This window comes from Pseudomonas lundensis (assembly GCF_015377145.2).
GTDB lineage: Bacteria > Pseudomonadota > Gammaproteobacteria > Pseudomonadales > Pseudomonadaceae > Aquipseudomonas > Aquipseudomonas lundensis.
This window is the reverse complement of the sequence record NZ_CP062158.2, coordinates 867095-880115: the sequence shown is the minus strand read 5'-3', so window position 1 is coordinate 880115 and position 13021 is coordinate 867095. Positions and strand designations below refer to the sequence as shown.

Annotated in this window: 8 protein-coding genes; 2 read left to right on the top strand and 6 right to left on the bottom strand. The window is 59.3% G+C overall.

The window, feature by feature from the left end; translation table 11 throughout:
* Positions 1-70 precede the first annotated feature (70 nt).
* Both IF654_RS04470 and IF654_RS04465 read right to left on the bottom strand, forming a co-directional pair.
* Entirely contained in the window at positions 71-826 is a 756-nt protein-coding gene (locus IF654_RS04470; RefSeq protein ID WP_194862736.1) for a tetratricopeptide repeat protein, read from the bottom strand.
* A 3-nt stretch (positions 827-829) separates the two neighbouring features.
* Positions 830-1510, bottom strand: coding sequence for a Fe2+-dependent dioxygenase (locus IF654_RS04465; RefSeq protein WP_048376774.1), 681 nt, complete (start codon positions 1508-1510; stop codon positions 830-832).
* A 216-nt stretch (positions 1511-1726) separates the two neighbouring features.
* On the opposite strand from IF654_RS04465, the gene IF654_RS04460 reads away from it, so the two are divergent.
* Both IF654_RS04460 and IF654_RS04455 read left to right on the top strand, forming a co-directional pair.
* Positions 1727-4027 (top strand): TonB-dependent receptor, encoded by a 2301-nt coding sequence (locus IF654_RS04460; protein ID WP_194862737.1) that lies wholly within the window; start codon positions 1727-1729, stop codon positions 4025-4027.
* 120 nt (positions 4028-4147) lie between these two features.
* Positions 4148-6682, top strand: a complete 2535-nt coding sequence (locus IF654_RS04455; protein WP_194862738.1) for a PepSY domain-containing protein — start codon at positions 4148-4150, stop codon at positions 6680-6682.
* A 65-nt stretch (positions 6683-6747) separates the two neighbouring features.
* Here the strand turns inward: IF654_RS04455 and IF654_RS04450 are convergent, their stop codons facing one another.
* The 4 genes from IF654_RS04450 to ptsP form a co-directional block, all read right to left on the bottom strand.
* Positions 6748-7152, bottom strand: a complete 405-nt coding sequence (locus tag IF654_RS04450) for a hypothetical protein (RefSeq protein WP_094987422.1) — start codon at positions 7150-7152, stop codon at positions 6748-6750.
* 176 nt (positions 7153-7328) lie between these two features.
* Positions 7329-9071, bottom strand: a complete 1743-nt coding sequence (locus IF654_RS04445) for a PTS fructose-like transporter subunit IIB (RefSeq protein ID WP_047281312.1) — start codon at positions 9069-9071, stop codon at positions 7329-7331.
* Positions 9068-10024 (bottom strand): 1-phosphofructokinase, encoded by a 957-nt coding sequence (gene pfkB, locus IF654_RS04440; protein ID WP_194862739.1) that lies wholly within the window; start codon positions 10022-10024, stop codon positions 9068-9070. Before pfkB ends, IF654_RS04445 begins: the two co-directional genes overlap by 4 nt.
* Positions 10024-12885 carry a phosphoenolpyruvate--protein phosphotransferase gene (gene ptsP, locus IF654_RS04435; protein ID WP_047281314.1) on the bottom strand — a complete coding sequence of 954 codons (2862 nt, stop codon included), beginning with the start codon at positions 12883-12885 and terminating at the stop codon, positions 10024-10026. Before ptsP ends, pfkB begins: the two co-directional genes overlap by 1 nt.
* Positions 12886-13021: the final 136 nt, after the last annotated feature.

The following is a 13021-nucleotide window of genomic DNA, read 5'->3' as shown; positions in this document are numbered from 1 at the left end:
TGCGCCTGTAGTGCAATAACTATTTAACGCAGATCTTCTTTAAACTTGCGCCTGCCAGAACGGCATCTGATCACGCGAGTTGAAGTTGTGCCACGCGCTGTGCAAAGTCTGAGGCCATTGAACGAATGCGCGGATCCGTCGCCTCCATGAGGGATCGCTGAGCAACGCGCAAAAAATTCAGATTCCCGCCAGCGAGCGCCTTGCGCAACCATTCAAGGGCTTCGTCGACTTGCCCACGTTGAGCCAGGACAGCGGCATGGCTGAACTGCCCACGAAAATCTCCGCCCTCAGCCGAACGTTGGTACCACTGCCAGGCGGCTTTAAGATCCTGTGCACAGTACTGACCGTCCTCCAGATAACGGCCCAGCAAATTCATCGACTTGGCGTGCCCCAGCTCAGCCGCCTGCCGGTACAACGCCATGGCGGCAAACTGATCCTCTGCTACGCCGCGCCCCGTGGCCAGCAAGTTGGCGTAGTTGTACATGGCCCAGTCCAGTCCGGCTTCGGCTGCCTGACGGTATTCCAGACTGGCCAGAGTCAGATCCGAAGGCCCGCCCCAGCCATGCTCCCAACAGCGACCGAGCATGTTGCGCGCCATCAGGTGACCCGCGTTGGCTGCGATCTGGAACCAGCGCCTGGCCAACACCGGGTCACGTTCGATGCCTTGCCCGTCGAGCAAAATCTGCCCCAGCAACGCCTGGCCATCGACGATGCCTTGCTTGGCTGCCAGCAGGATCGCCTGAGCCGCCCGCGCAGGATTTTCAGCCAACATGGCGCTGAGCTGTTGGCCATCGAGCAATTCCTGGCGGCGTAGTTGAAAACTCATGGGTTATACCTCAACCCAGCGGCGCAGCAGGTTGTGGTAGGTGCCGGTGAGCTGAATGAGCGAAGGGTGATCAGGCACGTCACGGGTCAGTTGCTGGATCGCGCCGTCCATTTCGTACAACAGCGTGCGTTGGCTGTCTTCACGCACCAGGCTTTGGGTCCAGAAGAAGGAGGCGTACCGGGTGCCACGCGTGACGGCGTTGACCTTGTGCAGGCTGGTGCCGGGGTACAAGACCATGTCGCCAGCGGGCAATTTGACGTGCTGTACGCCATATGTGTCCTGAATCACCAGTTCGCCGCCGTCGTAATCATCGGGGTCGCTGAAGAACAGGGTCGACGACAAATCCGTGCGCACCCGCTCAGGATTGCCCTTGGGCTGACGCACCGCATTATCGATGTGGAAGTCGAAGCTGCCGCCTGCCGTGTAACAGTTGAGCAACGGCGGGAACACTTTATGCGGCAAGGCGGCTGACATGAACTGCGGGTTCTGCCACAGCCGATCAATCATGGCCGCGCCAATTTCTTTGGCGAGCGGATGGCCTTCCGGCAATTGCAGATTGTGCTTGGCCTTGGCGGACTGATAGCCGGCCGTGATTTTGCCGTCAGCCCAGTCCGCCTGCTCCAGTGCCTGGCGAATACGCAGGACTTCTTCACGGGTAAACAAGCCGGGAATATGCAGGAGCATGACGCAGTACCTGATAGCAAAGAGATGGCAATGGTATTGATTCTTATTGATCGTGTAAAACGCTGATCGAGGCAGGAGACGAACGAGTGTGAAAAAACCGTAAAGCAAAATTGTAAAGAATGTAAATTTCGCGCTAATAGTAATTGATCTCAATTGATAGGCAGAATTGTTTGCACTATATTTCTCTGCTCAAATTCTGGGGGAAGGGATCTAACGATGTTGCGCCAACCAATAAAAATACCTGTCAGCTCGCCGCGTTTGCTGGCTTCGGCCATCGGTGTAGCAATCACTGCAACCTCTGCCGCGCACATGGCTCAGGCGGCTGAAAGCACCGAAAGCAAGGCACAGGGCAACAGTATTTCCCTTGGCGCAACCACCGTGACGGGGGAGCAGCAGGAACAGTCGTATCAGACTGAAAAAGCGAGCTCTCAGAAATACACGGCTCCGCTGGTTGATACCCCACGCTCGGTTACTGTGATCCCCCAGCAAGTGTTGCAAGACACCGCTGCCACTTCGCTTCAAGACGCCTTGCGCACTGTTCCGGGCGTAACCTTTGGTGCAGGAGAAGGCGGCAACCCGCAAGGCGATCGACCTTTCATTCGTGGTTTTGATGCTCAAGGCGACATGTACCTGGATGGCGTACGTGACGCGGGCGGCCAGACGCGCGAAATTTTTGATGTCGAATCGATTGAAGTCAGTAAAGGTCCGAACTCATCTTTTGGGGGCCGCGGCTCAGCGGGCGGAAGCCTGAACATGGTCAGCAAGACGCCAAAAATGGGTGACTTCCTCAACGGTGGTTTCACGTACGGTTCCGATCAAACCCGTCGTTACACCGTCGATGTAAACCGTCAATTTCTGGATACCGCAGCCTTTCGCCTGAATCTGATGAGTCACGAGCAAAACGTGGCTGGCCGTGATTCCGTGAACTATGACCGTTGGGGCGTTGCGCCCTCCGTCACCTTTGGCCTGGGTACAGACAACCGCCTCAACCTCAGCTACTACCATCTGGAAAGCAACGACTTGCCGGACTCGGGCATTCCGTATGGTTACAGCAACAGCTCAAAAACCGCCGTGCACGGCCACGACAAGCCAGACGATGGCGGTAACAGCAATAATTTCTACGGGTTGAAAGACCGCGATTTCCGCAAGACCCGCGTCGATATCAGCACCATTTCGTTCGAACATGACTTCAACGATTCGATGACCCTGAAAAACACTTTCCGCCATGGCAATACCGGCCAGGACTACATCCTGACGCAGCCCGATGACAGCCAGCACAACGTTAATCAATACGGAACCGTTTGGCGTCGCGCCAATAGCCGTGTATCGACGACTGAAACCACGACTAACCAGACAGACCTGTTTGGTAACTTCCAGCTCATGGGCTTCAAGAACACCTATTCCACGGGGGTTGAATTCACCCGTGAAGAAACCCGTGCCAGCAGCTATACCGTTTCGCCAAATAAAAACCCCGATTGCACACCCAACAAGGTCGGCAATAGCGGTGGTGAATGCACCTCGCTGTCCAACCCAAATCCAAATGACGTTTGGACAGGTACTGAAGCCCGCAATTACTACGGCACAAATACCGTAGGCGTAACTAAAGCGGCGTATATCTTCGACACCATCGAACTTGATCCTAAATGGCTGTTGAATGCGGGGCTGCGTTATGACGCGTTCAGCACGACGGCTAACACCAATGCCGCAACAGGTAGAACGAAAGCCGAGAATGACAGCCACTTTTTCAACTGGCAGGCCGGTCTTGTCTGGAAACCAGTGGATAACGGTAGCGTGTACATTTCTTACGCCACATCTGCCACCCCCCCCGGCGGCATGGTCGGAGAGGGGGTTGATGGTAACCCGCCGGTAACACCGGGCAGCAACATCACCAGCGACTTGAAGCCAGAAGAAACCGTCAACTACGAACTGGGCACCAAGTGGGATGTTCTCCAGGATCGCCTGTCGCTGACGGCCGCTGTGTTCCGTACCGAAAAGAAAAATACACGTGTCCTGGCGGATTCGTTCACGTACGAGAACGCCGGTAAATCCCGCGTTGACGGCATAGAACTGTCGGCCAGCGGAAAAATCACTGACAAATGGCAAGTTTTTGCAGGTTATAGCTACCTGAAAAGCGAACTGGTTGATCCGGGCCTAAAAGCTAACCGTAACGGGACCATCAATACCGCAGCGCTCTCGGATAAAGGCAATGAAATGCCAAACACCCCGAAAAACAGTTTCAGCCTTTGGACTACGTATGACGTCACGCCCAAGCTGACGATTGGTGGCGGTGCATTCTATGTAGACGAAGTGTACGGCGACACGGCCAACACGGTGTATGTGCCCTCTTACACCCGCTACGACGCCATGGCGAGCTATAAGCTGACCAAAAATATTGACCTGCAATTGAACGTGCAGAACCTGACCGACAAAACGTATTACGACAAAGCCTACGCTGCGCACTTTGCCAGTCAGGCACCGGGCCGTACTGCCTTGTTGACCACCAGCTTCCACTTCTAAACAGATGTCACGTTAAACCAAGCCCCGTCCATCCCATGGCCGGGGCTTTTGTGTGCAAGCCGGATCACTTTCGGTCTCGACGTATAACAAGCATTCAATTGAGCAAGCAAGGCGGTCGTTGTGTTCAAGAAAACACTGTTTCAACTGCACTGGTTTTTCGGGATAACCGCCGGTCTGGTGCTGGCCCTGATGGGCATTACCGGTGCAGTGGTGTCGTTTCAGGACGAACTGCTGAACGCGCTCAACCCGTCTGTACTCAAGGTCGAAAAACTCGACAGCGGCGTGCTGCCACCTGCCGAGCTGGTGCGCAAGGTCGAGGCCACGGAGGGCAAGCAGGTCGCTATGTTGTGGGTCGGTATCGACAGTGACAGCGCCGCCCGCGTGTTCTTCACCCCGCCGCCGGGCGAGCGACGTGGGCAGATGCGCTATGTCGATCCCTACACCGGGACTTATCAGGGCGACGCCGTGGGTCAGGATTTCTTCGGCCTGATGCTGCAATTGCACCGTTTTTTGGCCATGGGCCAAACCGGGCGGCAAATCACCGGCGCTTGCACCTTGATGCTGATTTTCTTTTGCCTCTCCGGACTGTACCTGCGCTGGCCGCGTAAAGCGCTGAACTGGCGCGCATGGCTGACGCTCGATTGGGCGAAAAAAGGCCGTAGCTTCAACTGGGATTTGCACGCAGTGGCGGGCACCTGGTGCCTGGTCTTCTATCTGCTGGCTGCGTTGACCGGGTTGTCATGGTCCTACGAGTGGTACAACAAAGGCTTACAAACACTGTTTGGTGATTCGCATCAGGGCGAGCAACGCAAAGGCGGCCGTGGCCAGCGCGGCCCGGCCGGGCCGGCTCCCGTGGCCGATTACGAGGCAATCTGGGCAAGCATTCAAAAAGCCGCAGGCCCTGAGCTGAGCCTGTACAACGTGCGCATGCCACCGGCGGCCGGTCAGCCTGCGACCGTGTTCTACCTGAGAACCGACTCGCCCCATGAGCGTGCTTTCAACCAGATCGTGCTTGACCCGGCCACCGGCGCGATCAAAAAGCACGAGCGCTACGACGATAAAAGCTACAAGGCGCAACTGCTTACCAGCCTCTACGCGTTGCACGTCGGCAGTTACTGGGGCCTGACCGGGCGCATCCTGGTCACCGTCGCCAGCTTGACCATGCCGCTGTTTTTCATCACCGGCTGGTTGTTGTATCTGGATCGACGCCGCAAAAAGCGTCAGGTCAAAGAGGCCCGTAAAGGGTTGGCTGGCAACAGCAGCGATGCGTCTTCCTGGTTGATCGGCTTTGCCAGTCAAAGCGGATTTGCCGAACAACTGGCCTGGCAAACGGCAGGCCAGTTGCAGTCGGCAGGGCTACCGGTACGGGTGCAGCCGTTGGCGGCACTCAGTGAAAAAGACTTGCAGCACGCGGGCAACGCCCTGTTTGTGGTCAGTACCTTTGGCGACGGTGAAGCGCCGGACAGCGCCCGGGGCTTTGAACGCAACGTGCTGGGCCAACCTTTAAGCCTGCGCACGCTCAAGTATTCAGTGCTCGCCTTGGGTGATCGCCAATACCCGCACTTCTGCGGGTTTGCGACACGCATTCAGCAGTGGCTCAGCGAGCGCGGCGCGCAGGCATTGTTCAGCCCGGTGCAGGTCGACAGCGGCGACCCCGATGCGCTGCATCAGTGGCAACAACACCTCAGCCAACTGACGGGAGGCGCACCCAGTGTCCCGTGGCAAGCGCCCAGCTACAACAACTGGACCCTTGAACAGCGCGACCTGATCAACCCCGGCAGCCGCGGCTCCAGCGTGTATCTGCTGGGGTTGCGTGCGCCTGACGCCCATTACCGCTGGCAAGCCGGCGATCTGGTCGAGGTCATGCCGCGCCAGTGTGCGTGGGCAGTTGAACACTTCCTTGAAGGCCTTGGCCTGAGCGCCGACAGCCCGGTACAACTGGCAGGCCTGCAAGAAACACTGGCTCAAGCTCTTGCTAGCCGCCAACTGCCGGAAAACCGCGGGCATCTGGTGGGCATGCATGCACAAGCGTTGGTCGATGCCTTGATCCCGTTGAACATGCGCGAATACTCCATCGCCTCGATCCCGGAGGATGGCGTGCTGCAACTCATCGTGCGTCAGGAACGGCATGCCGATGGGAGTCTGGGGATTGGTTCAGGCTGGCTGACAGAACACGCGCCTGTGGGGTCGAGCATCAACCTGCGCGTGCGCCGCAACAGTGGTTTCCACCTGCCTGCCGAACCTTGCCCGCTGATATTGATCGGCAACGGCACTGGTCTGGCCGGTTTGCGCAGCCTGCTCAAGGCCCGGATCGCTGCGGGCGAACAGCGTAACTGGCTGTTCTTCGGAGAGCGCAATGCCGCCCATGACTTTTACTGCCGCGAAGAGCTGCATGGCTGGCTGGCCAACGGGGATCTGGAGCACCTGAGTCTGGCGTTCTCCCGGGATCAGGCGCAGAAAGTGTATGTGCAGGACCGCGTTCGCGAAGCGGCTGACGAGATCCGGCAGTGGCTCGCTGAAGGGGCTGCCCTTTACATCTGCGGCAGTTTGCAAGGCATGGCGGCGGGGGTTGATCAGGCATTGATCGACATCGTGGGAGCAGAAGCATTGGAACGCCTGATAGAACAGGGTCGTTATAAGAGAGACGTTTACTGATCAATACCCCTCAGCCTTTAACAGCGGCTGAGGGGCATTCAGAACATCGCGTCACGTCATGCCGTCTACTCTGTTTTCTTTATAGGCAATCGGGCTTCTTTTCGGGCATCCATAATAGAGTCCGTGTTCATGCAGTGTTTAAGTTCGCAATTATTGGTGTAGTTGCACGCGTCAACACAGGGAAAACTGCGCTGGCTATTATTGGCATCCAAAAGCGTGCACACATCGGCCGAGTTACCTTCAATCGTGCCATTCGCATTAATATCTTTGCCGAAAAACAAACAGGTCACGCTTCCCCCGCCAATGGGCAACATATCGCAGGGTACGCCACCCACCAACACCCATTTACCCTCACACAAAGCGGCGGCAGAAGCCGTCGCGCTGAACATCATGAACGTAGAAAACAAAACACCCAGCGATGCTGAAATAATACGTTTGAACAGTTTTTTAGAATTGTTATAGCTCTTCATAATTATCAACTCAGGTTGGGTTAATAAAATAAACCGTAAAGACCGGTTCATTTATAAAACTACACCCGCGTTAACCCACGCATCAAGCACCTCCTTTGCGCCCTCGAACAGGCACAATAAAAAGCCCCTGCTTATTAAATAAGGCAGGGGCTTTTTATGCTCAGCGTAATGATGAGTCAGGTAGAAGCCGTTTCCAACGCCATTTCCACTGGCTCCGGCCGTTTAATCACGGCATAGACCACCGCTGTCAGCACACTGCCCGCCACAATGGCCAGCAAGTACAGCAGCGCGTGGTTGATGGCATTGGGGATCAACATCACAAACAGCCCGCCATGCGGGGCCATCAACTTGCAGCCGAAGTACATCGACAACGCTCCGGTCAACGCGCCACCCAGCACGCTCGCCGGGATCACGCGCAACGGGTCTTTGGCCGCAAACGGGATCGCGCCTTCCGAGATGAAACACATCCCCAGTACCATCGCTGCCTTGCCGGCTTCACGCTCGGTCTGGGCAAATTTGCGACGCGCGATCAGGGTCGCGATACCCAGGCCTATCGGCGGCACCATGCCCGCCGCCATGGTGGCCGCCATCGGTGCATAACTTTGCGAAGCCAGCAACCCGACAGAAAACGCGTACGCCGCTTTGTTGATCGGGCCACCCAGGTCGACGCACATCATGCCGCCCAACAACACGCCCAGCAGGATCGCGTTGGTGGTGCCCATGCTGTCGAGGAAGTGGGTCAGCCCTTCGAGCATGCCCGCCACCGGTTTGCCCACCACGTAGATCATCACCAGCCCGGTAAACAGGCTGGCGAATAACGGGATGATGAGAATTGGCTTTAACGCTTCCAGACTTTGCGGCAGGCGCGCGTAGCGGTTGATCGCTTTGGCGCAATACCCGGCAATGAAACCGGCAATGATGCCGCCAATGAAACCTGCACCCAACGTGCTGGCCAGCAAGCCGCCAATCATCCCCGGCGCCAGACCCGGACGGTCGGCAATCGAGTAAGCGATGTAGCCCGCCAGCAGCGGCACCATCAATTTGAAGGCGGCATCGCCGCCAATCTGCATCAAGGCGGCGGCCAATGTGCCGGGCTCTTTATACGCGGTAATGCCGAAGACGAATGACAGGGCGATCAGCAAACCGCCCGCCACGACCATCGGCAACATGAACGACACACCCGTCAGCAGGTGCTTATAGACCCCGGTCTTCTCCGATTTGACAGGCGCCTCGGCGCCGGACGCCGCGCTCTCTACACGCCCCTCGCTCAAGGCTTTTTTCAGTGTGGCTTGCGATTGTTTAAGGGCAATGCCCGTCCCGCAGCGGTAGATTTTTTTGCCGGCGAAACGCTCGGTGGGCACTTCAATGTCAGCGGCCAGCAACACCACATCGGCTTCACGGATGGCTTGGGCGCTCAGCGGGTTTCTGGCACCCACCGATCCCTGGGTTTCGATCTGCACCTCATAGCCCAGTTGCTTGGCCGCTTGCTGCAAGGCTTCGGCGGCCATGAACGTGTGGGCCACGCCGGTCGGGCACGCCGTCACGGCGACGATTTTGGGGGCATGGGAATGGACAGGCGCTGCGTCTTGCCCAACGGGATCGACCGCCGTGTAGACCTGCGCTTCTTCAACGCCCCGACGCAGTATCCCTTCCACATCCTGCAAGGCTTGAGCCGGGGTGCTCTGGAATACCCGTTTGCCAATAAAGCGCTGCATGTCCAGCGGTGTGCTGCTGACCACCAGAATCCACTCAGCCTCGTCGATGGTGGCTGCCGACAATTGGCGTTCCGGGTGCTTGGGGTCATGCACTTCGACACTGGTGCTCCACCCCTGACGCTGCGCCGCGGCGTCCAGCAATCGGGCACACAACACGCTGGTCACCATGCCGTTGGGGCAACCCGTCACAATGGCTAATTTCATGAGCTTGCCTCTTGTTCTTCTGTCAGGGGATGCACGCGCACGCCACGTTCGAGTGTCGCCAGTTGCGCCCTATCGCTGATACCAAAACCGATCTGGGTAACCGCCATCGCGGCAATCGCCGTGGCAGTGCGCAGTGTCTGTTCAGGGGAGTGGCCGCTGAGCAGGCCGTGCAGCATGCCCGCGAGCAGTGAATCACCAGCACCCACGGTACTGGCGACACTCACTTTGGGCGGCAGTGCCTGCCAGGTCGGGCCATGGCTGAACCAGTTCACACCCTCGGCCCCTTGTGAAATCACCACATGCTCGACGCCCTGGGCGTGCAGGCGGGTTGCCGCTGCGACCTGTGACGCCAAACTGCTGATATCCGCGCCCAGCGCGTCGCTCAGTTCTTCGGTGTTGGGTTTGATCAGCCACGGTCCCGCGTTCAAACCGTGTTTCAAGGCTTCCCCGCTGGTGTCCAGAATCACTTTCAAGCCCATGGTCTTTAGCCGCAGCAGCAGTTCATACAGCCACTGCGGGCTGACCCCTCGCGGCAAACTGCCCGCGACCACGACAGCGTCATGGCTGGCGGCAATCAGGTCGAGCGTGTCGAGCAGGGCTTGCTGCGCGGCCTCGCTGACCTGCGGGCCCGGCCCGTTGATGTCGGTGACACGGCCATCGTCTTCGGCCAGTTTGATGTTGCTGCGGGTCTCACCGGGCACGCGGATAAACGCGTCGACAAAACCGCGATGGGCAAACAGCGCATTGAAGGCGTGTTGATTGTCTTCACCGAGAAAGCCGCTCACGGTGAGTGTGTGGCCCAGATCCGCCAGCACTTGCGCCACGTTGACGCCCTTGCCGGCCGCATGGGTCAGCATCGCCTGGCTGCGATTGACGTCGCCCGGCTGCAAGTGCGCCACGCGCACCGTCAGGTCCAGCGCCGGGTTGAGGGTGAGGGTCAGAATCTTGGCCATCAGAGCGCTTCCACCAATTGACGTACTTCGTCCGGGCTGCCCACGCCTAATGCGTCGGCGGCCAGGGTTTTGAGACGGTCCATGCTCAGCTCGCGTACCCGCGCCTTGACCTCGGGAATGCTGCGCGCCGACACACTCAGTTCATCGACCCCCAGCCCGACCAGCACGGGAACGGCCAGCGGATCAGCCGCCAGTTCGCCGCACACTCCCACCCACTTGCCATGGGCATGGGCGGCGCGCACGGTGATGTCGATCAGTTGCAAGACAGCCGGGTGCAAGCCGTCGGCCTGAGCCGACAAGGTCGGATGGCCACGGTCGATGGCCAGCGTGTACTGCGTCAGGTCGTTGGTGCCGACACTGAAGAAATCCACCTCTTTGGCCAGCACCGGCGCCAGCAAGGCGGCAGACGGCACTTCGATCATGATCCCCAGTTGCAGGTCAGCGACCGGGATTTCCTGACGCAAGCGCTCGGTCATGTCGCGGGCAGCGCGCCATTCGGCCACGCTGCCGACCATTGGGAACATGATGCGCAGCGGGCGGTTGTCGGCCGAACGCAACAAGGCGCGCAACTGGCTTTCCATGACCTGCGGGCGCTGCAACGTAAGACGAATGCCGCGCACGCCCAAAAACGGGTTTTCTTCCTTATCAATCGGCCAGTACGGCAGCGGCTTGTCGCCCCCCACGTCCAGCGTACGCACCACCAGCGGGCGGCCGTTGAGGCCATCCAGAACCCGGCGATATTCGGCTTCTTGAGTGGCTTCATCCGGGGCTTGGGAATGGGCCATGAAAATCAGCTCGGTGCGCAGCAGACCGATGCCTTCAGCTCCTTGCTCGACGGCACTGGCCACGCCTTTGCTTTCACCGATGTTGGCAAACACTTCCACCGCGTGCCCGTCTCTGGTCACGGCAGGCTCATGGCGCAATGCACTGGCGGCCTGCAAACGCTGTTCACGACTGTCACGCTCTAGCGTTGCGCGTTGCAGGGCCTCGGCGTCCGGCGCCACATGCAGGCGTCCGCGCTGACCGTCGATCAACAGGGGCGTGCCCGGTGCCAGCAACAATACGGCGTCGCCCGCACCGACCAGCGCCGGAATGCCCAGCGCACGGGCGACGATGGCACTGTGGGCCGTCGCACCACCGCGCGCAGTCAGAATGCCCGCCACCCGCGCCGGGTCGAGCCGCGCCACGTCTGAAGGTCCCACTTCATCCATCACCAGCACGTAAGGCTGATCGGGTTCGGGCGGGGTTTCGATGCCGCACAACTGCGCCAGCACGCGGCGGCCAATGTCGCGCAAATCGGCGGCACGCTCGGCCAACAGCGCATCCTGCAACGCCTCTTGCTGACGCGCCGCCGCTTCAATCACCGACATCCACGCCGCTTCAGCGCTTTCGCCTTGCTTGAGGCGGTTATCGACGTCATCGGTCAGCTCGGGATCATCGAGCATTTCCTGATGGGTGATGAAAATTTCGCGAATGGCCTTGGACTGGCTGCGCTGAATCAGCGTTTCGATGTCCTGACGTACTTCGGTCAACGCGTGTTGCAAACGCTCGCGCTCCACCACGGACGATTCACCGCGCACCGGGTAATCCAGCACTTGCAGCACGTGAACATGCGCCGGGCCAATCGCGATGCCCGGGGCGGCCGGGATGGCGTTGATCACACTGCCGGGCGCCGGGGCGGTCAGCACGTGAGCCACGTCCGCTACGGGGACGGGCGCTTCGCTGAGGGCTGGCAACGGCTCGACGTCTTCGCCCAATCCTTCTTCGATGGCCGCCAGCAGGGCGGGTAGCGCGTCGCTGGCAATGCCCGGCTCGGCCACAAACTCCAGCACCTGGCCGCGACGGGCCCCCAGACTCAGCAACTTGCTCAAACTTTTGGCCGACACGGGCGACTCATGGCCCCCCACGATGCTGACGCGAATCTCGCCCTCAAAACTTTTGGCCAACTGCGCGAGCACTTTAGCCGGGCGCGCATGCAGCCCGTGCGCGTTGGCGAGGGTAATACGCGCACTCGGCCAGTCGGCCGGCAATTCGCCCCCCAAGACTTCAAGCACGGCGCGGCGGCTGGTGGCATTGCCCAATTCGTGACCGCGGCCTTCGATCAATAAGGCACACAGCCGCTCCAGCAAGGCCTGGTGAGCCTCCCCCAGGCTGGCGAGGCAGAACAGACCGCTGAGCGGCTGGCCCAAGTAGCGGATCGGTTTGTCGGGCGTGACGAAAGCCAGCCCCGGCCGCCTGACCATTTGCTCGCTGTGCAGCCACCACAGGCCATCCCCCAGCGGCAGCGCTTCAACCTGCTGCAACACCGCAGCGAAGCCGTTATCGACGCATTCAGCCTGACGCAGCAAACGTGCCCCGCGCCAGACCAACTCTTCAAAGTCGTCTGCCGAGACGCCCAAGCCAATCATTTGCGCGTCGAGCGCCAGTTCCTGAGGCGCGCCTTGCAGCAGTTTGAGCAGGGCCTGGGCCGAACTCGCGCGTCGTAAGGCTTCGCCCAGATCGGTTTCGCCCAAGGCACGGGTCAACAGTTGCAACAAACGCAAGTGCTCGTCGGACTTGGCAGCAATGCCGATGGCCAGGTACACGATTTGCCCGTCGCCCCAGTCCACGCCTTCGGGGAACTGCAACAGGCGCACGCCGGTAGTGAACACCAGGTCGCGGGTTTCAGGGGTGCCATGGGGAATCGCGATCCCCTGCCCCAGAAAGGTCGAGCCCTGAGCTTCACGCGCTCGCAAACCGTCCAGATAGCCTTCGGCCACTAAGCCATCAGCGACCAGCTTCTCGGCGAGTAATTGCAACGCAGCAGACTTATCCACAGCCGTCTGGCCCATGGATATCTGCTCTATGGTGAGCTCGAGCATGCGTTCTCCTTTCCTGGCGCTCCGTGGCGCCCGGTATTGTTTTGAATTAAGTCAGCTTAGGCCGCTCGTCCCCAAGTGTGTCACCGGATGTGTGGCAAGCACATCAACCTGAGGCTTACGTCGATTAAACAGGCTT